At 42.2% G+C, this 23,496-nt stretch carries 25 protein-coding genes and 1 tRNA gene; 12 read left to right on the top strand and 14 right to left on the bottom strand.

All coding sequences use genetic code 11. From position 1 onward, the window contains the following. Positions 1–24: 24 nt before the first annotated feature. A complete protein-coding gene (locus K217_RS0100540; RefSeq protein ID WP_231476962.1) occupies positions 25–447 on the top strand; it encodes a hypothetical protein in 423 nt (140 codons plus the stop codon). Beyond that, entirely contained in the window at positions 437–949 is a 513-nt protein-coding gene (gene infC / locus K217_RS0100535; RefSeq protein ID WP_029551187.1) for a translation initiation factor IF-3, read from the top strand. The genes K217_RS0100540 and infC overlap by 11 nt, the downstream gene beginning before the upstream one ends. Before the next feature lie 8 nt (positions 950–957). On the opposite strand, the gene K217_RS0100530 is transcribed toward infC, so the two are convergent. From K217_RS0100530 to K217_RS0100505, 6 genes are all read right to left on the bottom strand, one after another. Next, positions 958–1,029: transfer RNA gene (locus tag K217_RS0100530), tRNA-Ala, on the bottom strand. A gap of 14 nt (positions 1,030–1,043) precedes the next feature. Next, positions 1,044–1,781, bottom strand: coding sequence for an MlaE family lipid ABC transporter permease subunit (locus K217_RS0100525; protein ID WP_029551186.1), 738 nt, complete (start codon positions 1,779–1,781; stop codon positions 1,044–1,046). Beyond that, the gene (aroC, locus tag K217_RS0100520) at positions 1,765–2,928 is read right to left on the bottom strand and encodes a chorismate synthase (RefSeq protein WP_029551185.1); all 1,164 of its coding nucleotides are present in this window, start codon (positions 2,926–2,928) and stop codon (positions 1,765–1,767) included. Before aroC ends, K217_RS0100525 begins: the two co-directional genes overlap by 17 nt. A gap of 5 nt (positions 2,929–2,933) precedes the next feature. Beyond that, entirely contained in the window at positions 2,934–3,134 is a 201-nt protein-coding gene (gene rpmB / locus K217_RS0100515) for a 50S ribosomal protein L28 (protein WP_029551184.1), read from the bottom strand. 11 nt (positions 3,135–3,145) lie between these two features. Further along, complete coding sequence (locus K217_RS0100510; RefSeq protein ID WP_029551183.1) at positions 3,146–3,382, bottom strand: tetratricopeptide repeat protein; 237 nt, start codon at positions 3,380–3,382, stop codon at positions 3,146–3,148. Further along, the gene (locus tag K217_RS0100505; protein WP_029551182.1) at positions 3,379–3,891 is read right to left on the bottom strand and encodes a hypothetical protein; all 513 of its coding nucleotides are present in this window, start codon (positions 3,889–3,891) and stop codon (positions 3,379–3,381) included. Before K217_RS0100505 ends, K217_RS0100510 begins: the two co-directional genes overlap by 4 nt. 20 nt (positions 3,892–3,911) lie before the next feature. Between K217_RS0100505 and K217_RS0100500 the strand changes: the two genes are divergently transcribed. Further along, positions 3,912–5,306 carry an FAD-binding oxidoreductase gene (locus tag K217_RS0100500; protein ID WP_029551181.1) on the top strand — a complete coding sequence of 465 codons (1,395 nt, stop codon included), beginning with the start codon at positions 3,912–3,914 and terminating at the stop codon, positions 5,304–5,306. Here K217_RS0100500 and nth read toward each other — a convergent pair. The 7 genes from nth to exbB form a co-directional block, all read right to left on the bottom strand. Next, positions 5,293–5,907, bottom strand: coding sequence for an endonuclease III (gene nth, locus K217_RS0100495; RefSeq protein WP_029551180.1), 615 nt, complete (start codon positions 5,905–5,907; stop codon positions 5,293–5,295). The two genes, K217_RS0100500 and nth, sit on opposite strands and share 14 nt — an antisense overlap. Next, entirely contained in the window at positions 5,900–8,278 is a 2,379-nt protein-coding gene (gene lon, locus K217_RS0100490; protein ID WP_029551179.1) for an endopeptidase La, read from the bottom strand. The genes nth and lon overlap by 8 nt, the downstream gene beginning before the upstream one ends. Before the next feature lie 2 nt (positions 8,279–8,280). Next, positions 8,281–9,642 (bottom strand): signal recognition particle-docking protein FtsY, encoded by a 1,362-nt coding sequence (gene ftsY / locus K217_RS0100485; RefSeq protein ID WP_029551178.1) that lies wholly within the window; start codon positions 9,640–9,642, stop codon positions 8,281–8,283. Between the two features lies 1 nt (position 9,643). Then, the gene (locus tag K217_RS0100480; RefSeq protein WP_029551177.1) at positions 9,644–10,513 is read right to left on the bottom strand and encodes a F0F1 ATP synthase subunit gamma; all 870 of its coding nucleotides are present in this window, start codon (positions 10,511–10,513) and stop codon (positions 9,644–9,646) included. Between the two features lie 24 nt (positions 10,514–10,537). Next, positions 10,538–11,197, bottom strand: coding sequence for an energy transducer TonB (locus tag K217_RS0100475; RefSeq protein ID WP_155991088.1), 660 nt, complete (start codon positions 11,195–11,197; stop codon positions 10,538–10,540). A gap of 90 nt (positions 11,198–11,287) precedes the next feature. Then, on the bottom strand, positions 11,288–11,668 hold the full coding sequence (locus K217_RS0100470; RefSeq protein ID WP_029551175.1) for an ExbD/TolR family protein: 381 nt from the start codon (positions 11,666–11,668) through the stop codon (positions 11,288–11,290). Then, a complete protein-coding gene (gene exbB / locus K217_RS0100465; protein ID WP_029551174.1) occupies positions 11,649–12,083 on the bottom strand; it encodes a TonB-system energizer ExbB in 435 nt (144 codons plus the stop codon). Before exbB ends, K217_RS0100470 begins: the two co-directional genes overlap by 20 nt. 72 nt (positions 12,084–12,155) lie before the next feature. Between exbB and K217_RS0100460 the strand changes: the two genes are divergently transcribed. The 6 genes from K217_RS0100460 (at position 12,156) to cfiA (ending at position 19,603) form a co-directional block, all read left to right on the top strand. Then, complete coding sequence (locus K217_RS0100460; protein ID WP_029551173.1) at positions 12,156–14,249, top strand: TonB-dependent receptor; 2,094 nt, start codon at positions 12,156–12,158, stop codon at positions 14,247–14,249. Between the two features lie 12 nt (positions 14,250–14,261). After that, entirely contained in the window at positions 14,262–15,251 is a 990-nt protein-coding gene (locus K217_RS07420; protein ID WP_231476961.1) for a 4Fe-4S binding protein, read from the top strand. 15 nt (positions 15,252–15,266) lie between these two features. After that, entirely contained in the window at positions 15,267–15,671 is a 405-nt protein-coding gene (locus K217_RS07815; RefSeq protein WP_231476960.1) for a hypothetical protein, read from the top strand. 112 nt (positions 15,672–15,783) lie between these two features. Next, positions 15,784–16,203, top strand: a complete 420-nt coding sequence (locus K217_RS0100450; RefSeq protein ID WP_029551172.1) for an OsmC family protein — start codon at positions 15,784–15,786, stop codon at positions 16,201–16,203. Positions 16,204–16,212: 9 nt separating this feature from the next. Beyond that, entirely contained in the window at positions 16,213–17,631 is a 1,419-nt protein-coding gene (gene accC, locus K217_RS0100445) for an acetyl-CoA carboxylase biotin carboxylase subunit (RefSeq protein ID WP_029551171.1), read from the top strand. 10 nt (positions 17,632–17,641) lie between these two features. Continuing rightward, positions 17,642–19,603 carry a 2-oxoglutarate carboxylase large subunit gene (cfiA, locus tag K217_RS0100440; protein ID WP_029551170.1) on the top strand — a complete coding sequence of 654 codons (1,962 nt, stop codon included), beginning with the start codon at positions 17,642–17,644 and terminating at the stop codon, positions 19,601–19,603. Positions 19,604–19,676: 73 nt separating this feature from the next. On the opposite strand, the gene K217_RS0100435 is transcribed toward cfiA, so the two are convergent. Further along, positions 19,677–20,213: a nucleotide exchange factor GrpE gene (locus K217_RS0100435; protein WP_029551169.1), complete on the bottom strand. Its 537-nt coding sequence runs from the start codon at positions 20,211–20,213 to the stop codon at positions 19,677–19,679. A gap of 53 nt (positions 20,214–20,266) precedes the next feature. Here K217_RS0100435 and K217_RS0100430 point away from each other — a divergent pair, with 53 nt between their 5' ends. Genes K217_RS0100430 through K217_RS0100420 form a run of 3 tightly spaced genes read left to right on the top strand, consistent with a single transcriptional unit; the run spans position 20,267 to position 23,332 of the window. Then, entirely contained in the window at positions 20,267–22,525 is a 2,259-nt protein-coding gene (locus K217_RS0100430) for an endonuclease MutS2 (RefSeq protein WP_029551168.1), read from the top strand. Positions 22,526–22,568: 43 nt separating this feature from the next. After that, complete coding sequence (locus K217_RS0100425) at positions 22,569–23,024, top strand: hypothetical protein (protein WP_029551167.1); 456 nt, start codon at positions 22,569–22,571, stop codon at positions 23,022–23,024. A 2-nt stretch (positions 23,025–23,026) separates the two neighbouring features. Then, positions 23,027–23,332, top strand: coding sequence for a cupin domain-containing protein (locus K217_RS0100420; protein WP_052177999.1), 306 nt, complete (start codon positions 23,027–23,029; stop codon positions 23,330–23,332). The last annotated feature ends 164 nt before the right edge of the window (positions 23,333–23,496 follow it).

Here is a 23,496-nt window from a genome sequence, read left to right as displayed (position 1 = left end):
AAAAGGTTAGACCAGTGGTATTGTATGCTGGATAAATTAATCCTTTCTATATACTTAGGCACACTTTTTTGTATAGTCTTTATAGTTGCTCCCATCTTACTACGGACCGATGAGAACAAAAACATAGCAGGGCGCTTTTATGGAAGGATCCTTTGGCGCTTTTACAAGCTTGCATTTTTAATGCTTTTGTTTTATCTTTTATTATCCGATGATAATAAGATTTATTCTATCTCACTTATGGTTGGTTTGGCGCTGAACACTGCACTGTCTTTGTATCTTAAAAAATTAAAAAGATCTTTGGGTGATATAGATAAAGTTCCCTATTATGATGAAAAAAGAACAAAGTTTAGGAGACTTTCTATGCTTTCTACTTTAATACTGTTTCTAAATCTTATTGCATCAATTTTTATTTACATAAAAGTCAGTGGAGGTGGCGATGGAATATAGGGTAAACAGACAAATTAAGGCAAAAGAAGTCAGGTTAGTTGATCAGGAAGGTAAGCAGATAGGGATTGTGCCCATCCAAGAAGCGTTGAGGATAGCAGAAGAAATGGGATTAGATCTGGTAGAAGTAGCACCTAATGCTAATCCACCTGTTTGTAAGCTTTTAGATTACGGAAAATTTCTTTACGAGATGAAGAAAAAAGAAAAGGAAGCAAAGAAAAAGCAAAGAGAACATTCTATGGATGTCAAAGATATCAACCTTTCTTTAAGGATAGACGAACACGACCTAAAGGTAAAGCTTAAACAGATGAGGGAATTTTTGGAGGATGGGGATAAGGTTAGGGTAAGGATAAGATTTAGAGGTAGGGAAAACGTTCATCCCGAACTTGGTGATAGGTTGGTTAATAGGATTGTGGAGAGCTTGTCAGACTGTGGGCAGTTGGAAGGAGAACCAAAGAAAGAGGGAAACTTCTTGATCTTTTCCCTTCTGCCAAAGAGAAAGTAAGGTTTAAGTGGAGCGGAGGGGATTTGAACCCCCGACCTCCTACACGCCAAGTAGGCGCTCTCCCACTGAGCTACCGCCCCTTTTGACATTTATTTTAATATATAACCGCTGTCAAGAAGTAGTCAGAAATGAGCACTAACATAGAGGATGTTACCACGCTGTTTGTAGTAGCTCTGCCCACACCCTCTGTTCCACCCTTTGTGTAAAATCCAAAATAACAGCTAACGGAGGATATAATAAATCCAAAAAAGATCGCCTTGTATAGCCCTCCCAAAAAATCGTAAAGCTCGGTCAGATCCTTCATCTTTTCCCAAAAGAGATACTCATTTACACCAAAGAGCTTTACCGCAACAAACCATCCACCTATTATGCCCGCTATGTTGGATAAAACCGTGAGCATAGGAACGCCAAGTGTGCCAGCTATTATGCGGGGCGTGATTAAATAACTCCGAGCATCTATACCCATAACCTCTAAGGCATCTATTTGCTCCGTAATGCGCATAGTTCCTATCTGTGCGGTCATTGCAGAACCTACCCTTGCAGTTACCATAAGGGCAGTGAGCACTGGTGCCAATTCCCTACCCATAGAAAGGGCTACCACCGCTCCTATTAAAAACTCTGCGTTAAACCTGCTAAAGGTGCCGTAAGTCTGAAGGGCTATAACTCCACCAGTAAATAGAGAAGTGATAAACACCACCGGTGTAGTTTCCGCTCCAAGATAAGTAATTTGCTTTATGAAGTGCCTTATTCTTGGTGGAGACTTAAAGAGCAAATATACAGACCACAGAGTAAGTAAAGTTGCCCTACCTACCTCTTCAAAAACTTTTAACATGTTCCAAGTAGATCCTGTATCTTTCTTTTATCTCTTCCATAAAGTCTCCACCCAGTTTCTCCAAGAATGCCTTTGCAAGAACATAAGCGAGAGCAGATTCTCCAACAACAGAGGCAGCAGGCACTGCTACCACGTCTGTCCTCTCTTTACCAGCCCTAACTTCCTCCTTAGTCTCCACATCTACGCTCCTGAGCGGTTTGGTTAAAGTTGGTATAGGCTTCATGGCACACCTAACCACTATAGGCATGCCGTTGGTAATTCCACCTTCCAAACCGCCCAAGTTATTGGAATACCTAAAATAACCATATCCCTCTTTATAGCCTATCTCATCGTGCACCTCAGAACCAAACTTCTTTGACGCCATAAATCCCAAACCTATCTCCACCCCCTTTATAGCTTGAATGCTCATCATAGCCTGTGCAATAATACCATCCAACTTTCTGTCCCAATGCACATGGCTTCCAAGCCCAGGAGGAACGCCCACCGCAAAAACTTCAAAAATTCCACCTAAGCTCTCACCCATTTCCTTAGCTTTATCTATAAGCTCCTTAAAGAGCTCGTCTTTTGTGGGATCCGGAAATCTGACCTCCGACTGCTCCGCAAGATAGTGCCTTTTAATTAAATCCTGCTCTTCTATGGGAGGCTCAAGGGAACCTATGCTAACCACATAGCTTCCTATAAAAACTCCCAGCTCCTCCAAAAACCTCTTACAAATAGCACCAACTGCCACCCTACACACAGTTTCCCTTGCGGAAGCCCTCTCAAGGATGTTTCTTAGGTCCCTTTGATTGTACTTTATGCCTCCTGCTAAGTCCGCATGTCCCGGTCTTGGTCTTGTAAAAGGCACTGCAAAATCGGGCCTTTCACCCTCCACCGCCATTTTCTCCTTCCAATTTTCCCAATCCTTATTTTCAATCAAAAGGGCTATAGGACTTCCCAAGGTTTTTCCAAACCTAACCCCAGAGATTATCTGAACAGTATCCTTTTCTATCTTCATCCTCCCACCTCTGCCGTATCCCCTTTGTCTTCTTTCCAACTCCCTGTTTATGTATTCTGCGGATATTTCAAGGTTTGCAGGTATGCCTTCAACTATGCAAACTAAACCCTTTCCGTGAGATTCACCGGCGGTTAAAAATCTAATAGGCATTTAGATCAGGAAACCTTTACCGCTTTAGTTACCTTCCCAGCCTTCAAACACTTAGTGCAAACATAAACCCTTTTGATCGTCCCATCGCTTAAAACCACCTTAACCTTTTGTAAGTTTGCCTTAAACCGCCTCGGATTTCTCTCTCCAGAAAAGGTCACGCTCCTTCCTATCTTTGTAGTTTTTCCACAAACATAACACTTCGCCATAGTGTAAAATATTATACCTCATAGATCATGTCCAAGAGTTCTTTTGCTTTCTGAGCATCAATTTCCTTGAGTTTGTTGTAAATCTCTCTTGCCCGAGATGTTTTTTTAAGCCTGACATAACCAACACCGAGTTTGAAAAGAAGATCGGGATCGTCGGGTTTGTTTTCCAACTCCCTCTTTAGGTCTTCTATGTATTTTTCCAACAGCTGTTCTCCCATTTTGCTGAAAATTCCCCTGTAATCTTTCATCTTAGTTCTCCACCGTAGAACCTGTAGTTTAGCCCCTTAATTCTTTCTAAGTTAGAGAGCACTATGTCCTCTATGTAGGGATTATAAGATATTACGATCACATCGTAGGCAAAGCCTCCATCTTCTAAAATATTTCTTGCGGAATTGAGAAATTCTCTGAGCACCTCGTCCTGCTCCAACTCAAAGGGTGCCCCAAGAAAGTGATGGCTTATGCCAAGATAGCTCCCTGGATTAACCCTAACGCTTAGCCTTATAGGATTTAAAGCTTCTACTAGCTTACTCTTTAAGTTGGCGTAATTTAGTCCGAACATGAGCATGGCGTCGGTTATAACATACCTTGAGCTTAGAGAGATGAATTGTCTAAAACCTGTTTCCTTAAAGTCCAGCTTTAGATTGTCCTTTTGAGTTTCTACCCAATGGGGATGGGGGCTATCCACAAGCCATAGGATCTTTTCTGGATAGAAACCCTCCGGTTCTTGCCTGCCCCACATCATACACAAAAGGATCATTAGAAAGTAAAATTTAACTCATGTTTGGTCTGTTGAGAAAAAAACCGGTTGATAAACTTGTGGAGGTTCTTGGAAGGGAAAAAGTTTCTTTATCTTTGGTAGAGAGAAAACTTTACTCTTACGATGCTACTCCAATTCCGGTGGAGAGAGCTTTGCCTTCCGCTGTAGTTTTCCCTACGTGCCAAGAGGATGTGCAAAAACTCGTAAAGGTTTGTTATGAAGAGGAGATTCCTATCTTTCCAAGGGGGGCAGGGTCAGGTTTAACTGGCGGTGCGGTGCCTACGTTGGAAAAGGGTGTTGTTGTCTCCTTTGAAAGGATGAATCGCTTTTACATAGATGTGGATAATGCTACTGCAGTGGTTGAACCGGGCGTTATAACTTACAATTTTCAACAAGAAGTAGAAAAACTTGGACTCTTTTATCCACCAGACCCTTCCTCCTTTAAATACTCCACCATAGGCGGAAACATTGCGGAAAATGCGGGTGGTCCAAGGTGTTTGAAGTATGGAGTTACAAGGGAATACGTTTTGGGTCTTACCGCAGTTATAAAGGAGGGGCATGTTCTAAAAACAGGAAATCCTGTTATAAAGGATGTGGCGGGATACGATCTAACCAAACTTTTGGTTGGTTCGGAAGGCACCTTAGGGCTCATAACCTCTGCAGTTCTTAAACTTATACCAAAGCCAAAGGCAAGGGCAACCGCCTTGATAATCTTCAGAGAGCTTGAAAGTGTGGGCAAGGTGGTAACAAGGATCATGACTTCCGGTATATTTCCGTCCGCTTTGGAGTTTATGGATAGCTATGCTATAAAGGCTGTGGAGGAATTCAAACCGGTTGGTCTTCCGAAGGATGCACAGGCACTGCTGTTGATAGAAGTGGATGGCTCGCCCCAGAGTGTGAAGGAGGACATAAACCAAGTGAAAGAACTTGCCAAATCCATGGGGTTGGAGGTTCAAATAGCAGAAGATGAAGAAAAGGCTGAAAAGCTCTGGACCGCAAGAAAAAGCTTAGGACCCGCCCTGGGAAATCTAAAAACCGGAAAGATAAACGAGGATGTGGTAGTTCCCAGAATATATTTATCGGAAGCAATAAAAGACTACCGAAAGGTTGCAGAAAAGTATGGGCTTTTGATGGTCATTTTTGGACATATAGGGGATGGGAATTTACACGTGAATCTACTATACGATAAGAAAAACAGGGAAGAAGAAGAGAGGGCAGAGAGGGCTGTGGATGAGGTGTTTGAAATAACACTCAGGTATAACGGCTCAATTACGGGAGAGCACGGAGTAGGATTAACAAAGCGCAAGTTCCTTGAACTTCAGTTCGGACCCGTGGGAATGGAAATACTCAGGGAAATTAAAAGGACTTTTGATCCTAAGAATCTTTTTAATCCAGGAAAGGTTATAGCTCTTTAGATGGACAGAGGTCGTAAAGTGGGCACTGATGATGCTTTGGTTTTTGGGCTGTGCAGATGTATCTTCCCAAAAGTATTAAAAGGTTTGAAAATTTTCCCCAGTCTTCCTTTGGGACAACCTTCATAAGATCTTGTTCTGCCTTTTCGGGCTTTTGTTGTTTTGTTAGCCCCAACCTTTGACTTACCCTCAGAACGTGCCTATCAACCGCTATACCTTCGTTTATGCCAAAGGCGTTATACAAAATCATGTTGGCAGACTTTCTTCCTATACCCGGCAGTTCGGAAAGCTCCTTTAAACTTTTTGGAACTTCTCCCTTATACTTCTCAACCAGGATCGTGCTTATTTTCTTTATATACTCTGCTTTTTTGCCGTAAAAGGAAACTTTATTGATGTACTTTTCTATCTCTTCTAAGTCCGCCTGCGCAAAGTCCTCTGGAGTTTTAAACCTTTTAAAAAGTTCTTGTGTTACCTCATTTACCTTTGCGTCCCTTTCTTGGGCAGACAGAACTACCGCAACCACCAGCTCAAAGGGTGTGCTAAAATTTAGCTCCAGTTTATTTGGAAAGACTTTTTCAAGCCTCTCAACGATCTGTTTAACCATCGCTTTCCACCTTCCGCTTTAGCATGGCTAACTCAAACACCTGGTCCAAGTCCCTTACAAAGTGAAAGGTCATTTTATCCCTTACGTAGGCAGGTAGGTCTTCAAGGACTTCTTCTTTGTTTTTCTCAGGTAGGATTACCTCATATATGCCTACCCTTTTGGCGGCAAGTATTTTTTCTTTTAATCCTCCAACAGGTAACACCCTTCCTCTGAGAGTAACCTCTCCCGTCATGGCTATATCGGACCTTACCGGCGTGTTTGTCAGAAGGGAAAGAATGGCGGTAGCTATGGTTATGCCGGCGGAAGGACCGTCCTTTGGAACTGCTCCTTCTGGCACGTGTATGTGTATGTCCCAGTTTGAAAAGTCCTCTGGATTTATGCCGTAATCTTCTGCCTTTGACTTTATGTAAGACAGGGCAGCCTGTGCGGACTCTTTCATAACCTCTCCTAAAGAGCCAGTGAGTATTAGGTTGCCTTTTCCTCTAAACTTGGTAGCTTCTATGAGCATGATCTCTCCACCTACCTCCGTCCAAGCCAAGCCCACCGCCAATCCAACCATAGGTGTGTCTTCCCTATCGGTAAATCTTTTGGCTACTCCAAGAAAAGCCTTCACATCTTGCGGTTTTATTTCAAAGGGTGGATTTTCTCCCCTCAACTTTTTTAGTGCGAGCTTTCTTAGAATTGCCCCGATTTGTCTTTGTAAATTTCTAACACCAGACTCCCGTGTGTAGCCCCTTATAATCTCAAGTATAGATTCGTCGCTGAAAATAACTTCGTCTTTTTTAAATCCATGCATAGGAAGAAGCTTGGGAATTAGGTGGTTTTTGGCAATAAAGACTTTTTCCTCCTCCGAGTATCCAGAAAGCTGGATAACCTCCATCCTGTCCAGCAGTGGTCTTGGGATCGTATCTATCCTGTTGGCAGTGCAAATAAAGAAAACCTCCGATAGGTCAAAGGGAAGGCTTATGTAAAGATCCACAAAGTTTTTGTTTTGTTCTGGATCCAAAACTTCCAAAAGGGCTGCTGCGGGGTCTCCTTGGAAGGAGATGGATATTTTATCCACCTCATCCAATATGATCAGAGGGTTCTTTGTTCCAGCCTGCTTTATAGCCTGTATGATCCTTCCGGGCATAGCACCAACGTATGTCCTTCTGTGCCCTCTTATTTCCGCTTCATCCCTTATACCGCCTAAGGATATTCTTACAAATTTTTTGCCTAAGGCCTCCGCTATGGACTTTCCAAGGGAGGTTTTCCCTACCCCTGGAGGTCCAACAAAGCACAGGATCTGCACCGCAGAGCTTTTACCTTTTGTAAGTTTTTTAACCGCTAAGTATTCTAAAATTCTTTCTTTTACCTTTTCTAAGTTGTAGTGATCCCTGTCTAAGATAGTCTTGACTCGCTCCAAGTCATACCTGTCTCTGGTTTTCTTGTTCCAAGGCAGTTCTAAAACCCAGTCAAGCCAAGTTCTTATGACGCCGGCTTCTGCAGATTCAGAATGGAGCTTTTCCAATCTGTTTATCTGTTTTAGTATTTCCTCATGGGCTTCCTTAGAAAGCTTGAGGCTTGCAAGCTTTTTTCTGTAATTTTCTATTTCCTCCTTCTTCTCGTCCAATTCGCCCAACTCTTCCTGTATGGCTTTTAGCTGTTGTCTTAGGAAGTATTCCCTCTGCTCCTTTTCTATTCTTTCTCGGGCTACGTTTCTTATCTTAGTCTGAACCTCCAGAAGGCCCACCTCATTGGAAAGGTGCAGATGAACCAGCTTTAGTCTCTCTATGGGGTCTAAGGTTTCTAAAATCTTTTGAGCATCCTGGGATTTGATGTCCGATATGGATGCGACCAAGTCTGCCAACTTACCCGGATCCTCAAACTCTCTAACAACATAAAGCAAGTCCGGAATGATCTGCTTTCCTAAGGATACCGCCTTTTCCAAAAGCTCCTTCACAGAAGATACGTAAGCCCTATCCTCTTTACTCAGCTCAGACAGGTTTATCTCCTTTTCCTCTATGGGTTCCACCAACGCCCAATAATGGTCCTCTTTTTTGTAGTAGTCTTTAAGTCTTGCCCTCTTTATACCTTGAACTAAGATCTTTAACTTTCCTTCCTCCAAAGGTGTTGCTCTTATTATGTGTGCTACTACCCCAATCCCATAGACACCATCCCTATCTGGCTCTTCAATGTTTTTATCCTTCTGTAAAACCAAAAATATTAGCCTGTCCCTCTTCAGTGCGCTTTCCACAGACTTTATGGAGAAATCTCTACCCACAAAAAGAGGAACAACCATTGCGGGAAATATTACCAAGTCCCTTAGGGGCATAGCAGGGACCTCAAACTCCGCAGAGGGAACTTCCGGCACCTTGAAAAGCTCTTCCATCATCAAGAGATTAGCTCCTCCACAAAGGTTTTTGGATCAAAGTCTTGCAAGTCCTCCAAACCTTCTCCCACCCCCAAGAGTTTGACCGGTATCCTTAGCTCTGTGCATATAGGCACTATGGCTCCACCCTTAGAAGAGCCGTCCAGCTTTGTCAAAATTATACCGCTTACCTCTAAGGCTTCCCTAAAAACCTTGGCTTGAGATATGGAGTTTTGTCCTATGGTTGCGTCCAAAACCAAAAGAGTTTCTGTAGGTTCTTCAGGATAGAACTTTTGAATTACCTGCTTTATCTTTCTTAGCTCCCTTATAAGCGGTTCCTTTGTATGAAGTCTTCCTGCGGTATCTATCAGAACCACATCGTATGCGTCCGCCTTTTCCAAAGCTTGATACACTACCGATGCAGGGTCAGATCCTTCTTCCTTAAAAACTATGTCTGCCCCGCTTCTTTGAGCCCAAACCTGCAACTGCTCTATGGCAGCGGACCTAAAGGTATCTCCAGCACAGAGTAAAACCTTCTTACCCTGTTTTTTGAACCTATAGGCCAACTTACCTATGGTTGTAGTCTTTCCAGAACCATTTACACCTAAGAAAAGATAGACTTTACCTTCCCTTAGCTCTCCTTTACAGTTTCCTAAGTATGCCAAAAGCCTTTCTTTCAGAACAGGAAGAAGCTCTTCCCACGTTTTTATGTTTCTTCTGATGGACTCCTTTCTCAGCTCTTCCACCAACTCAGTTGCCTTTTTGACTCCTAAGTCAGCCCTTATGAGCCTTTCTTCCAACTCCTCCAAAAGATCTTCATCAACTTTTCTGCCTGCAAAAAGGACCCCAAACTCAAGAACTTCCTTTGTTCTCCTTAGGCTATTTTTTAGCTTTTCAAGAAAACTTTCCTTTTTTACCTCCACCAACCCAAGTTTTTCTTTTAGTTCCCTTATGTGTTCTTCTAACTGTTTTCTCTCTATGGGGTTGGCTAGTGCCAAAGCTCTTTCCAAGATCTGAAGGCTCTTTTTTGGCTCGTCTTCCTTTATTAAAATCCCCGCCCTATAGAGACTTTCAAAATCTCCGATCCTTAGATATTCCTCAACAGCTTTTTGTTTTTCCCCAACCTTTTCATAAAGAAGCGCCCTTTCTTTGGCGGTTGCCAAGTTTTTATCGTAATACTCCACCAATTGGTAGGCGTAATAATACTTACCCTCTTCCATATAAAGCTTAAAAAGTATGGGTCTTAGCTCTGGATTTTCTTTAAAGTTTTCAAGTATGGCTATAGCTTTGTTCTTTTTCCCTTTTTCTATTAACCTTAGTATGGCAGACTTGTCTCCCTTTTCCGCTAACTTTTCTTCTTCTGACTTTTTGAAAAAGCCAAACATTTTACTTCATAGCTTCCACTGCATTAACTATATCTACAAGCTCGTAGGTGATGGACTCTTGCCTTGCTTTGTTGAATATAAGCGTCCAAGTTCTTATCAAGTCGTCTGCATTGCGTGTAGCGTTGTCCATGGCAACCATCCTGGCAAAGTGCTCTGCGGCGTTTGATTCAAGCATTGCCCTATAGAGTTGGTAATTCAGATAAAGGTCTATCAGTTTGTTTATGAAGGTTTCAGCATCAACTTCAAACTCATAAGTGCTGTAATCTTGATCTTTTTGCTCAATCCTTTCAAAGGGCAAAAACTGTCTAACAATTGGCTTGTAATTTACCCTTGTAACCATCTCGTTGTTTATTAAATAGACTCTGTCCGTCTCTTTGTTTTGGTATCTGTCCCTTAAGAGTTGTCCTACCTCTTTTACCACCTCAAAGTTTATTTCCTTTCTGAATACCTCCTCATAAGCCCTTAGCAGTCTGTAGTTTCTTTTTGAAAAATACTGAACACCTTTGCGACCTATAAGTACTAAGCTAACTTCTATGTTTTTGCTGGCTTTCTCTTGAATTAGTTCTTCTGCCTTTTTTATAACGGTGGAATTAAAGGCACCTGCCAATCCTCTGTCTGCAGTTATCAGTATTATATCTACCCTTTTCTCTTCTCTAACTTCCAAAAGAGGATGAACGCTTGTATCTACGTGGGATGCAAGGTGAGAAAGCACATCATACAACCTTTCCGAGTATGGTCTTGAGGCGTAGATGGCTTCTTGAGCCTTTCTGAGCTTAGCGGCAGAAACAACCTTCATAGCGTTGGTGATTCTCCTAGTGTTTTTAATTCCTTGAATTTTTCTCCTTATATCCCTTGGAGACAGTTTTGGCATAGCAATTAAATTATAACATAAGCCTTATTCAAGCCTAAAGGCTATTGGTAGTTTTATCAACACACTTATAGGGGGTTTTGGAAACTCTCTATAGCTTCTCTTTATAGTATCAACCGCTTCTCTGTCTAATATATCGTAACCACTGCTTTTTAGAACTCTTAGCTCTTTTATTTCTCCACTTGGTTCCAACACAAAGCTAATCAAAACTCTTCCTTCCCACCCCATCCTTTTGGCTATAGTTGGATAGTTTATTCTTTTTTGGACTATGTTTGATATTACAGAGAGTTTTTCCCTAAGGAAGCTTTCCTCTAAGGATGTGTTTTTTTCTTCGTTCGTGTTCTGCTGTGGAGATAAAAGCCCTGATGGGTTTTTTGTATCCTTCATGGCTTGAGCTGGAGAGCTTTCCTCTTCCCTTTCCTGCCTTTCGCTTACTGGAAATGAAAAAGATGAGTCCGAAAGCTCTTCCCTTTGAATGGACCGTTCCACTGCTGGTTCTTTTGGTTCATCCTTTACAGGCGGAGGGGGTGGTTGGATTTCCTCTGTAGGTTTTTGTAGAGTTTGCTCTTTGTTTGTTGAAGGTAGGTTTGTAAGTGTCCTTTCCTTTTGCTTTGATGCTTTAACATCAGACACTTCATTTCTTAAATTTTCAACGGAAAAGTCTATTTCAATTATCTTTTTCTCCACGGGTGATAGCCTTTGAGTTAAGAAAAACAAGCCTAAAAGTAAAAGTGAATGGATCAAAAAGGACAAACTGTAAGCCTTAAAAAAATACCTTCATTTACTAACCTCCGTCTTTATGGATACCTTTTTAAAGCCAAGCCTTTTCAAAATATCCAAAACATTCACCAAGCTTTGAACAATTGTTCTCCTGTCGCTTAGTATTTGCACCTGATGGTCTTTTTTATACTTTTCAAGTTCTTTTTCAAGCTCCAACAAAGAGACCGCTCTACCTTCAAAGAAGACCAAGCCTTCCTTGGTTATGGTTATGGACAGCCCTTTTAAGTTTTCCTGAGAGCTTGTTTTTGCTTGGGGTAGCTGGACGGGTATGCTTCCTTGCACCACAAAGGTAGCAGTAATTAAAACTATGGTTAAAAGCACCAGCATTATATCCACCAAGGGGATCACGTTTATGGAGCTAAACTCTTTGTCCTCCATTCTTTGCTTCCCACAAAAGAAGAAGATTCTTTACTTTTTTGAGAAGTATGTTGTAAAGCACCGATGATGGAATAGCAACCAAAAGTCCTACAGCGGTAGCCTTCAAAGCCAAAGCCAAACCAACCATCACCTTTTTTGTATCCACAAAGCCCTCTTCTCCTATGGTGTAAAAGGTTAGCATAATGCCAAGCACAGTGCCCAAAAGTCCAATGTATGGAGCGTTGGACGCAGTAGAAGCTATAAAGGTAAGACCTTTGCTGAGTTCTACTTCTAACTCCTGCTTAGTTTTGTATTCTTCAAGCCTGACCTTTCTGTAAAAACTCCACCTTTCTATGGCAATGGCTAATGCAAAAAAGCTAAGAACAAGCAAAAGACCTATAACTCCGTAATCTACAAGTTCTCTAATGAAAACCATAATGTAATTTTAACACAGTTTTAAAGTTAAAATTATGATAAAATTGAGTTAAATTTAACTGGAGGTAGCAGGATGGGTAAAAAGGGCAGTGTTTTAGCCCTTTTGGCGCTATGCGGAGTAGCCCTTTCAAAGGAGTTGGAGCTTGAACAAATAAGCGTAACCGCCACGAGGACGGAGAGAAAATTGCAAGATACACCAGCAAGTGTAACCGTCATAGGCAAAGAGAAAATTGAACAAAGACCTATGCTGAACCTTTTCGATGCACTGCAAGGAACGGCTGGCGTGAATGTGGGTTCAAGAAATCAGGGTTACGACGTCAGACTCATCATAAGGGGCGGTGGCCTAAAGGCACCTTACGGAGTAAGGGAAATAATGGTGCTTTTAAACGGTGTGCCTATAACGGACCCGGATAGCCTAACAAGGCTTGATTTTGTGGATACTTCCCTCATAGAAAGGGTGGAGGTAGTTAAAGGTCCAAACTCTACTCTGTGGGGAGTAAATGCTTCTGGTGGAGTTATAAATGTGATCACAAAAAGTCCCTTTGAGAGGAAGGGAGGGCTTATAAAGCTTGGTTTTGGGGATTACGAGACCCAAAACCACCATTTTTACTACTCTACGCCCCTTGGAAAGAACTTTTACATAGGTTTTAGTGCAAGCAGAAGGCAGACGGATAACTCCTGGAGGGAGTGGAATACTTTTCAAACCAATCAGATAGTCTTACAACCCTCCTACATGTTTGAAAACGGAGACACCTGGGAAAACTACCTAAGCTACACAAAGGCGGACTTAAAACTTCCTGGTTCTTTGGTAGTTAGGCCTTTCCCTCCCTTGGACCAATGGTCAGAGTTTCTAAGAACGGGTAAAGTGCCCCGCACGGGTGACCCATGGAAGCACATGGGTAGGTATTCGGAGATATTCTTCTTTAGCTCCAAGCTAACAAAAAGCTTTGGGAATTTAGAACTCATACCTCTTTTTTACACCAACCACTGGCAACATTACCACCCAGTAACGGGCCGTATAAACGATGCGGATACATGGATCTTTGGAACGGACGTGCAGGCAAACTACAAGCACAGCTTGGGCGTGCTGACAGCTGGTTTTACGGTAAGATACGACCAGCAAAGGACCAAATACTATAAGTATAGAGATGTGCAGATAGCTGGATCTCGCATAGTTTCCACACTTTCAGACAGGGCTGGAGACTTACTTGAAAGACAAACCCAAAAAACTCTGCTGGCTGGAGTTTTCGTTCAACAATCTTTTCAAAGGAACAAATGGATAATAGACCTTGGAGTAAGAGTTGACCAAGTGAAGTTTGACATAAGCGGTTACAAGTGGGGAGACTATGACTTTAGCACTGGAAATTACAGGAGCTGTCCCAATCCAGCTATTGAAAACTGTTTTAATTACTCAAAAGAAAGGACTTATAACATAGTAAGCCCAAGGGTAGGGGTATCCTACAGGCTACTTCCAGAGGTTAGCCTTTACGGAACGGTGGGAACGGGTGCTAACACGCCCACTTCCGGAGAGCTTGCCTCCAACCCAAACCTAAAATTGACCAAGGTAATAAACTACGAGACTGGAATAAAGGCAAATTACAGAAGGTTTAGCTTGGAAACCGCCGTTTATAAGATGGACGTAAAGGACGAAGTGGTACGTGTGATCGAAACCGGTCAAACCCGTTTTATAAACGCAGGAAAGACGGAAAAGAAAGGCTTTGAACTGACCACCTCCTATCAAATTTTAGAAGGTTTGACCTTTGGTGGCTCTTACACCTACAGCGACTATAAGTTTAAGAAGTTTTTCGAGCGCGTGGGTACAACGAACGTAGCAAGGGATGGCAACAGACTTCCTTACATTCCCATACATCAATACTCTTTGTTTTTGAGCTATTCCCATCCTTCCGGTTTTAGGGTAAGGGTCCAAACAGACAGCTGGGGAGAGTATTACATGGATAACGCCAACAGCGAGAAGTATGAAGGCTACGAGTTTATAACCAGCGTTACCCTTGGCTATCAGAGAAAAAACTTTGATGTTTCTTTGATGGTGGATAACCTTTTTAACAAAAAGTATGCAGTAGAAGTAACAAAAGACACGCAGGGAGTGAAAAGATACACTCCCGCTCCACCCAGAAATTTCTTAGTAAGGCTTACGTACAACTTTTAAAGGGGGTCTGCCATGGACGTAAAAAGAGTGCATTTTATACCTAAAAGAGATAAGACTGACATTTTTGGCATACCCGTGCTTGGCTTTCTTTTCAAAAATAAGCATATGCTTTTGTTCTACAGACTCTTTACCACATTCTTGCTCTTCTACGCCATAGCTTACGGCATAATGAACCCTACAAAGGAAAACATATTCACCACTGCGGTTTTTTGGTCTATCTTTTGGCCTTTCTTTATGGTGGTTTCTCTACCTACTTTGGGAAATGTTTTTTGTATGGTATGCCCCCATGGTTTCTTGGGAAAGCACATAACTAAACTTGGGCTGAAACTTAGACCTCCCAGGTGGCTTGCAAACCCTTACATAGGACTTATAGGCTTTAACATTTTAGCTTACTGGTTTGTCCTCTATACATTCCCCGGATTTCTTAGACAGCCTTTAAACACAGCATTGTTCTTTCTTTTCTTTACCGTGCTTTCCTTTGTCTTTTTCTTTTTGTTTAGGGACATGTCTTACTGCAAATACATATGTCCCATAGGTTCCGTTAATACAGCATTTTCAAGGACATCTCCAGTTTGGTTATCCACCTACCAAGAGGAATGCAAAACCTGTAAAAGACCAGACTGTGCTTTGGCGTGTCCTTACAAACTAAACCCTTCAAAGTTTGAAGAGAGAAAGTCCATGTTTCACTGCACTATGTGTATGGAATGTGCCCACGCTTGCGATGCGGTAAAGCTTGAGTTCAAAAAGTGGGGATATTCCCTTTACGAGAAAATAAAACAACCAAAGATGATAGAAGTTATGGTCTATTTGCTTTTGGTGGCGGTAATAACCTTTACAATGCGGTTTCATCATGGGCTTTCAAGAAGTGGCTTAAGCGAGTATATGCCTTGGGTGATAGTTGGAAAAAGCATTCAGGAATCTTTAGGACTCCCTAAATGGGTGGATATGACGGGGCTTACCGCCATGCTTATGGCTCTTGTGCTGGTTGGTTTTATCGTTTAGGTCAGCTTTAGCCTTGTGTCAAAGATAACGGGAAGAACATTTAAGGAGATCCTCCTAACCCTTGGATACGCCTTTGCACCCTTGATGATAGTAGGGGGGCTGTCTCACGTGCTTGAATTTTTCTTTATTGAGTATTACCACAACATAGTTAATGGCTTTTCTCAAGCCTTTCGTTTGGGGGTTTCCGTTGAACCACTGGCTAAGAGGGGTGAGCAATGGCTCTTGATCTTTAGAGTTTTTCCTTTCATAGCCGGCTTTTGGAGCCTGCACATACTTTGGAAGAGGGTAAGCATTCTTAATACACCAAAAAGAGGATATGTTTTTGCTTTAGTATCTATGCTTCCGATTATATATTTAGCTCTATCTCTCTTTACTTTGCTTGCTATGATCCTTTTCCCACCTTCCCATCATCATCATTGATGCCAAAGAAGGGGGCGTGTGCTCCCTTTCCCCTTTTTTTCTAAAACTATATGATATTAAACATCAATTTTTGGATTATAATATAACTCCCAAAACGATTTAGGAGGTTTTTATGAAGGTAAAGGTTGTTCAAAAGGAAGATTTTCACTTTTTGGGCGTAGGAGAGTCCAACAGGGAAGTGCCTATAGATGCGGCGGGTTATGTAGGCGGAAAGGGCAGAGGCATAAGACCTCCTGAGCTTTTGTTTCATTCTATAGCAGGATGTGTGGGAATCCACCTGTATGAAGCCTTGCACAAAGAGGGCAAACATACAGAGCACATAGAAATAGAAACGGATGCGGAAAGGATTACGGAAGGCTATCCAAAGGTATTTACCAAGATCTACCTTTTTGTTAAAGTAAAGGGAGACGTCTCTGAGGAAGATGTAAAAAAAGCTTTGGACAAAACCATATACGATCCCGGCACTTGCTCTATAGCATACATGATAAACAAAGTCGCACCCATAGAGTATAAAGTGGAGCTAATAAGGTAGGAGGCAGGCATGTTCAAAAAAGTGCTGATAGCAAACAGGGGAGAAATAGCCTGTAGGATCATAAGGGCTTGCAAAGAGCTTGGTATTCAAACAGTTGCCATATACAACGAGATAGAATCTACTGCAAGGCACGTGAAAATGGCAGACGAAGCATACATGATAGGGGTCAATCCACTGGATACTTATCTGAACGCAGAGAGGATCGTGGATTTGGCTTTAGAGGTAGGGGCAGAAGCTATCCATCCGGGCTATGGCTTTTTGGCAGAAAACGAGCACTTTGCAAAGCTTTGTGAAGAGAAAGGAATAACCTTCATAGGTCCCCACTGGAAGGTTATAGAGCTTATGGGAGACAAGGCAAGGTCCAAGGAAATCGCCAAGAAGGTTGGACTTCCTACGGTTCCCGGAAGCGAAGGCATACTCAAAGATGAGCAAGAGGCAAAGCAGATAGCAAAGGAAATAGGCTATCCCGTTCTTCTAAAGGCTTCTGCAGGAGGTGGAGGAAGGGGTATAAGGATATGTAGGAATGAAGAAGAACTTTTGAAAAACTACGAGCTTGCTTACAACGAAGCCCAAAAAGCCTTTGGAAGAGGAGATTTACTTCTTGAAAAGTACATAGAAAACCCAAAGCACATAGAGTTTCAAGTTTTGGGAGACAAATACGGAAACGTCATACACCTCGGAGAAAGGGACTGCTCCATTCAAAGGAGAAATCAAAAGCTCGTGGAGATTGCTCCATCTTTGTTACTTACCCCAGAACAAAGAGAGTATTATGGCAGTTTGGTGGTAAAGGCTGCAAAGGAGATCGGATATTACAGCGCAGGCACAATGGAGTTTGTGGGAGACGAAAAGGGCAATCTATACTTCATTGAGATGAACACACGGATCCAGGTGGAGCATCCTGTGACGGAGATGATAACGGGTGTGGATATAGTCAAATGGCAGATCCGTATTGCCGCAGGAGAACCACTAAGATACAAGCAGGAAGACATAAAGTTCAACGGTTATTCCATAGAGTGCAGGATAAACGCAGAGGATCCCAAAAAAGGCTTTGCTCCGAGCATTGGAGTTATAGAAAGATACTACGTACCTGGAGGCTTTGGTATAAGGGTAGAGCATGCAGCATCCAGAGGTTTTGAGGTAACTCCATACTACGATTCACTGATTGCCAAACTGATCGTATGGGCACCTCAATGGGAGGTTGCGGTGGACAGAATGAGGGCAGCGCTTGAAACCTACGAAATCACCGGCGTAAAAACAACCATCCCACTTTTGATAAACATCATGAAAGACCCAGACTTTAGAGCTGGCAAATTTACCACAAAGTATTTAGAGGAGCATCCACACCTCTTTGAATACCCTGAACACAGGGACAAAGAGGATTTTGTCGCTATAATAGCTTCTGCCATAGCAAACTATCACGGATTATAGGAGGTTTAGCATGCATGCAGTGGAAATTTTAGAACAAATACAGGAAGACCTCAAAAAGCTTGAAAAGGGAGGCTTTAGGAAAAAAATCCTCATCACGGACCTAACTCCAAGGGATGGTCAGCAGTGCAAGCTTGCTACAAGGGTTAGGACAGATGACCTTTTGCCCCTGTGCGAAAAAATGGACAAGGTAGGCTTTTATGCGGTGGAAGTATGGGGCGGTGCTACCTACGACGTGTGTTTGAGGTATTTAAAGGAAGATCCATGGGAGAGGTTAAGAAGAATAAAGGAGGTTATGCCAAATACAAAACTTCAGATGCTCTTTAGAGGGCAAAACATAGTAGGATACAGACCAAAGTCTGATAAGCTTGTTTATAAATTCGTGGAGAGGGCTATAGCCAATGGTATAACCGTGTTTAGGGTCTTTGACGCTTTGAATGACAACAGAAACATCGCTACCGCAGTGAAGGCTATAAAGGAACTTGGTGGTGAAGTGCATGCTGAAATTTCTTACACCAGAAGCCCCATTCACACTTACCAAAAGTGGATAGAGTACGCCCTTGAAATAGCAGAAATGGGGGCAGACTGGCTTTCCTTCAAAGACGCCACTGGCATCATCATGCCCTTAGAAACCTACGCCATCATAAAAGGCATAAAGGAAGCTACGCAAGGGAAATTGCCAGTGCTCCTTCACAATCACGATATGAGTGGAACCGCAATAGTGAATCACATGATGGCAATACTTGCGGGTGTGGATATGGTAGATACTGTCCTATCTCCCTTAGCATTTGGCTCCTCCCATCCAGCTACAGAGTCTGTGGTTGCCATGTTAGAAGGCACACCCTTTGACACGGGCTTGGACCTAAAGCTCATAGACGAATGTGCGGAAATAGCAAGGCAAATAAAAAGGAAGTATAAGAAATACGAAACTGAGTATGCGGGAGTAAATGCCAAAGTGCTCATTCACAAAATCCCTGGTGGTATGATTTCTAATATGGTAGCTCAACTTATAGAAGCCAATGCTTTAGATAAGATAGAAGAAGCCTTAAAGGAGGTGCCAAACGTAGAAAGGGACTTAGGTTACCCACCCTTGCTTACTCCATCCTCTCAGATCGTGGGTGTGCAGGCGGTCTTAAACGTAATAAGCGGAGAGAGATACAAAGTGATCACCAAAGAGGTTAGAGATTACGTAGAGGGCAAATACGGAAGACCACCTGGACCTATTTCCAAAGAATTGGTGGAAAAGATCCTTGGTCCAGGCAAAGAGCCAGACTTTTCTATAAGGGCTGCAGACCTTGCAGATCCAGAGGACTGGGACAAGGCCTACGAAGAAACAAAAGCCTTGCTTGGAAGAGAGCCAACCGATGAAGAGGTACTTCTTTATGCCCTCTTCCCTATGCAAGCAAAAGACTTCTTCATAGCAAGGGAAAAAGGAGAGCTTCAACCCGAACCAATAGAAGAGTTACCAGAAACTGCAGAGGTAAAGCCTGGCACTGTGCCCGGAGCAGCACCTATAGAGTTTGACATAGTCTACCATGGTGAAAAGTTCAAAGTAAAGATAGAGGGAGTAAGTGCTCATCAGGAACCCGGAAAGCCAAGGAAGTATTACATAAGGGTGGACGGAAGGTTAGAAGAAGTTCAACTCACTCCACTGGTAGAAGCCATTCCAGCAGGGGGGATCTCTCAAGCGGTAGTCCAAGCAAAGGAAAAGGGTATTCCCAAAGCAACCCAACCTGGGGACGCAACCGCACCTATGCCCGGAAGGGTGGTTAGAATCTTAGTAGAAGAAGGTCAACCCGTCCAGGAAGGGCAAACGGTAGCTATCGTGGAAGCTATGAAGATGGAAAACGAAATCCACGCTCCAATAACGGGAGTGGTGAAAAAGATCTTTGCAAAACCCGGAGACAACGTTACTCCAGAGGATGCGATCCTAAGAATAGAGGCAGTTAAGGGCGACTCTGACATCTACGGTTGAAAACTGGCGGGCGCAAGCCCGCTTTTTATTTATAGTTTGACCGTTGATCGGTGAAGGTGGGGGAAAGTTTCAATTACGTTACTTCTTCCTCCGTGTAAGATACAACCACTCTACCCGGCCTTAGGACCCTGTCGTGCAAGTAATATCCCTTTCTTATAGTCCTGATAACGGTATTTGGTGGATGGTCTAAAGACAGCTCTTTCTCCACCGCTTCTGCCAGCATAGGATCAAACTCTTTGTTGTCCAGATCCATCGCCCTTATTCCGTATTTTTCCAAGATGGCTAAAATTTGCCTGTAGATCATTTCCACCCCTGCCCTAAGGGCGTTTATATCCTCAGTTTTTGTTTCCAAAGCCCTTTCAAAGTTGTCCAAAACTTCCAAAATGTCCAAAGCCAAGCTTTCGTAACCATACTTTCTGAATTCTTCTAAGTCCCTTCTATACCTTTCTTTCAAAAGCTCGTAGTCCCTTTGTAGCTCAACCAATCTTTGGTTGGAAAGCCTCGCAATCTGCTCAAGCTTGGCAACTCTTTCTTCCAGCTCCTTTATTCTTTTTTCTTCTTCTCTAAGCTCTTCTATGATCTGCTCTTGAGTGCTTTTTTCCTCTTCCATGTATGCACCTCCTTAAGAATTATAATTTAAGCAAAGCTTTTAAAATTTTCTTTGTGAGGGAAAAAGATTTTGCTCACTTAGAGTTAGCAAAAATTTTGGGGAGAATAAAAACCTACTTTAATTCAAAGGCTACAGAAAGACTTTTAGAAAATCTAAAGCCTATTACTGATCCATCTGTCTTAAGGCAAGAAATACAGTTAGTTGAAGATTTTTTTGCCGTAGAAGAAAACCTCACTATCTACCCCTTTGAGGATGTGGAGGTTCAGATAAAAAAGGCCACTTTGCAAGATGCGGTGCTGAGTTTGGAAGAGATCTTAAGCATATACAGGGTAATAAAGCTAATAAGGGAAGTAAGAAGGAACTTAGGTTCCCATGTGCCTGTGCGCAAAAGTCTCAGCAGCATACTAAGAACTTTACATCAATTTCCGCAGATAGAAAGCCTAATAGAAAGTTCTATAGACCAAAGAGGCTTTGTCAAAGACAGTGCCAGCGAGGAGCTTTCAAATATAAGGTCCAAAATTAGGAAAGTGGAAAGAGAGATTACCAAACGCCTGGAAAACATCCTAAACCGTCCGGATGCAGAAAGACTATTTTCAGACAGAATAATAACCATAAGGAACAACCGATATGTCCTGCCAGTAAAGACGACGGAGATAAACAAAATAGTGGGTATAGTGCATGGCACCTCTTCTTCTGGATACACAACATACTTAGAACCTCACAGTGTAATAGAGCTTAACAACAAGCTGGTAGTCCTAAAAGAAGAAGAAGAGGAGGAGATAAAAAGGATATTAAGAAGGATAACCTCATACATAGGTGAGTTTGGTTCCAAACTTCTGGAAGCCTTTAACACTTTGCTTAAGATTGACTATCTAAAAGCCCTTGCAAGCTTCAACAGAGAAATAAAGGGCAAATTTCCAAGAATTTCTGAAGAAAGAATAATTCTAAAAAATGTAAAGCATCCTATCTTAGCTCTCACAAAAGAAGAGGTGGTTCCCATAAACATAAGGATAGAGGGTAAAAAGGGGCTAATACTAACTGGTCCCAATACGGGTGGTAAAACGGTAGCCTTAAAGACCCTTGGACTGTGTTGCATTCTGTTTCAGCTTGCCATACCTATTCCCATAGAGGATGGAGAATTACCTGTCTTTGAAGGCATATTCACAGACATAGGGGATGAGCAGAGCATAGAACAAAACCTTTCTACCTTTTCTGCTCACATTTCTAACTTAGTGGAGTTTTTACCTTTTGTCAATCAAAAAACGCTTGTGCTTTTGGATGAGCTTGGCGCAGGAACTGACCCTATTGAAGGTTCCGCTCTTAGCATAGGTGTGCTTGAATATCTCAAAAGAAAGTCAGCCTTTGTCTTTGCTACCACACACCACACTCCTGTCAAGCTCTACGCCATTGGGTCAGATTATTACACTCCTGCCAGTGTATCCTTTGACAGAGAAACTCTTAAACCTACCTATACCATACTCTACGATTCCGTAGGAAGCAGTATGGCTTTTGAAATTGCCAGAAGGTTGGGCATGCCAGAGGAGATTTTGGAGTATGCAAGCCAAAAAATACCTGCAGAGTTTGAAAGGTTTTCCAAAGCCAAAGAGAGCTTAGAAGAGTTAATAAGAGAATATCAGGAAAAACTCAAAGAGCTTGAGCATTCACGCATGGAGCTGGAAAAGATAAAGGCTGAGTATATGGCAGTCCTGTCGGAAGCAAGCAGGATAAAAGAAGAAGCATACAAGGAAGGCATGTCTCAGGCACTGGAATATCTTAAGCAAATAGAAAGGGAAGCGCAGGAAATACTAAAAACTGCAAGAGACAGACAAAGGATAAGACAATTCCTCAGAGAGAAAAAACAGGATATAACCAAAAAGACAGATAGTGAGAGGATAAAGGTGGGCGACTGGATTGAATTTATGGGTTCAAGGGGAAGGGTGTTAGAAGTAAAGGATGATAAACTGCATGTATCCTTTGGCGGTGTAAAAGCTTGGGTGGATGTGCAGAAGGTAAAGAAAACTCACGCTCCCCCAGAAGAAAGCAAAGAATACAAATTAGAGTTGAAAAAGGCTTTACCTACGGAAGTAAATTTGACGGGTTTAACCACAGAAGAGGCTCTATACAGGCTGGAGATCTTTTTAAAAGAAGCAAAGGCTATTGGAGTTAAAAGTGTAAAGGTGGTTCATGGAACCGGCACATTAAAAAGGGTTGTGCAAGAATTCTTAGAGAATTCTGAAGATGTGATTTTTTACAGAGAAGGATACCCAAGGGAAGGCGGATCGGGAGTTTCTATAGTGTTTCTTGAGAAATAAACGCGGTTGCTTTTATAATAAAGTAGGCTTATAATGTATGTAAATGATTACTTTAAAAGAGCTTGCCCTTTTTTTGCATGTGCTCTTTGCCTGCGTCTGGGTAGGTGGGATGTTGGCCCTTGTTCTTGTAGTAGCTCCAACTCTGAGAAGTTCAAAAGACAGAGAAAAGCTATTCTTGAACTTAGGGAAGAGGCTTAGTTTTTATGGCACATTCCTATCCTTGACAGGTCTCTTCATAACAGGCTTGATAAATATACACTACACAATAGGTTTCTCACAACTCATTGACTTTTCAAATCCTTACGTTAGTACACTTCTGCACAAACTACTTGCCTTTGGTGGAGTAGTCATCTTATCCTTAAGCCACGACCTTTATTTTGGCAAAAGGGCATACGAAAAAAAGTTAAACCTCTATATCGCAAGGTTGTTAGGATTTTTAAACCTTATTTTGTCTCTGTTGATAGTATTCTTTGCAATAAAACTTAGGTTTGGAGGTTAGCCATGGCAAAGGTTATTTCTACTTCTGAAAGGGAGTTTTCCCAGCTTATGCCCACGAAGAAGATGCTTCTAAATGAAGACGGTTTGCGCTCCATACTGTTTTGCCTAAGGGAAGGACAGAAGGTTCCTCTGCACACATCTCCTCACAGAGTTATAACCTTAGTCCTTTCTGGAAAGGGTATTTTTTTCTTAGGTTCGGAAAGGAACGCAGTAGAGCTAAAAGAAGGGGATTATGTTCTTTACGAAAGAGAAGAGCCTCACGGGTTTTATGCCTTAGGGGATATGACAGTTTTAGCTTTTGTGTTTTAGGTTCTTCCTAAGCTTTTCAAGTTGTATCCATCGCTGTCCTTGTATATAATCGCTGGACTGCTCCTTCCTATACCATCTAAGTTTAGACAATAGCGGTTTCAGAAAAAGCTATGTGTTTGGTTAATGAGTCATTATAAAGAAGTACGTTAGGAATATATTTAAAT

Origin of the sequence: Thermocrinis jamiesonii, from assembly GCF_000702425.1 — a bacterium.
In the GTDB taxonomy this organism is placed as follows: domain Bacteria; phylum Aquificota; class Aquificia; order Aquificales; family Aquificaceae; genus Thermocrinis; species Thermocrinis jamiesonii.
This window is presented reverse-complemented; position numbering and strand designations above follow the sequence as displayed.

Bases quoted from the DNA above. Each gene is read 5' to 3' on its own strand.
- K217_RS0100540 (WP_231476962.1), top strand. From the start codon at position 25: ATGCTGGATAAATTAATCCTTTCTATATACTTAGGCACACTTTTTTGT.
- K217_RS0100470 (WP_029551175.1), bottom strand. From the start codon at position 11,668: ATGGAGGACAAAGAGTTTAGCTCCATAAACGTGATCCCCTTGGTGGAT.
- infC (WP_029551187.1), top strand. From the start codon at position 437: ATGGAATATAGGGTAAACAGACAAATTAAGGCAAAAGAAGTCAGGTTA.
- K217_RS0100435 (WP_029551169.1), bottom strand. From the start codon at position 20,213: ATGGAAGAGGAAAAAAGCACTCAAGAGCAGATCATAGAAGAGCTTAGA.
- lon (WP_029551179.1), bottom strand. From the start codon at position 8,278: ATGGAAGAGCTTTTCAAGGTGCCGGAAGTTCCCTCTGCGGAGTTTGAG.
- K217_RS0100500 (WP_029551181.1), top strand. From the start codon at position 3,912: ATGTTTGGTCTGTTGAGAAAAAAACCGGTTGATAAACTTGTGGAGGTT.
- ftsY (WP_029551178.1), bottom strand. From the start codon at position 9,642: ATGTTTGGCTTTTTCAAAAAGTCAGAAGAAGAAAAGTTAGCGGAAAAG.
- K217_RS0100420 (WP_052177999.1), top strand. From the start codon at position 23,027: ATGGCAAAGGTTATTTCTACTTCTGAAAGGGAGTTTTCCCAGCTTATG.
- nth (WP_029551180.1), bottom strand. From the start codon at position 5,907: ATGGTTAAACAGATCGTTGAGAGGCTTGAAAAAGTCTTTCCAAATAAA.
- rpmB (WP_029551184.1), bottom strand. From the start codon at position 3,134: ATGGCGAAGTGTTATGTTTGTGGAAAAACTACAAAGATAGGAAGGAGC.
- K217_RS0100460 (WP_029551173.1), top strand. From the start codon at position 12,156: ATGGGTAAAAAGGGCAGTGTTTTAGCCCTTTTGGCGCTATGCGGAGTA.
- K217_RS0100525 (WP_029551186.1), bottom strand. From the start codon at position 1,781: ATGTTAAAAGTTTTTGAAGAGGTAGGTAGGGCAACTTTACTTACTCTG.
- K217_RS0100480 (WP_029551177.1), bottom strand. From the start codon at position 10,513: ATGCCAAAACTGTCTCCAAGGGATATAAGGAGAAAAATTCAAGGAATT.
- K217_RS0100505 (WP_029551182.1), bottom strand. From the start codon at position 3,891: ATGATCCTTTTGTGTATGATGTGGGGCAGGCAAGAACCGGAGGGTTTC.
- accC (WP_029551171.1), top strand. From the start codon at position 16,213: ATGTTCAAAAAAGTGCTGATAGCAAACAGGGGAGAAATAGCCTGTAGG.
- K217_RS0100450 (WP_029551172.1), top strand. From the start codon at position 15,784: ATGAAGGTAAAGGTTGTTCAAAAGGAAGATTTTCACTTTTTGGGCGTA.
- K217_RS0100425 (WP_029551167.1), top strand. From the start codon at position 22,569: ATGATTACTTTAAAAGAGCTTGCCCTTTTTTTGCATGTGCTCTTTGCC.
- K217_RS0100510 (WP_029551183.1), bottom strand. From the start codon at position 3,382: ATGAAAGATTACAGGGGAATTTTCAGCAAAATGGGAGAACAGCTGTTG.
- cfiA (WP_029551170.1), top strand. From the start codon at position 17,642: ATGCATGCAGTGGAAATTTTAGAACAAATACAGGAAGACCTCAAAAAG.
- exbB (WP_029551174.1), bottom strand. From the start codon at position 12,083: ATGGTTTTCATTAGAGAACTTGTAGATTACGGAGTTATAGGTCTTTTG.
- aroC (WP_029551185.1), bottom strand. From the start codon at position 2,928: ATGCCTATTAGATTTTTAACCGCCGGTGAATCTCACGGAAAGGGTTTA.
- K217_RS07420 (WP_231476961.1), top strand. From the start codon at position 14,262: ATGGACGTAAAAAGAGTGCATTTTATACCTAAAAGAGATAAGACTGAC.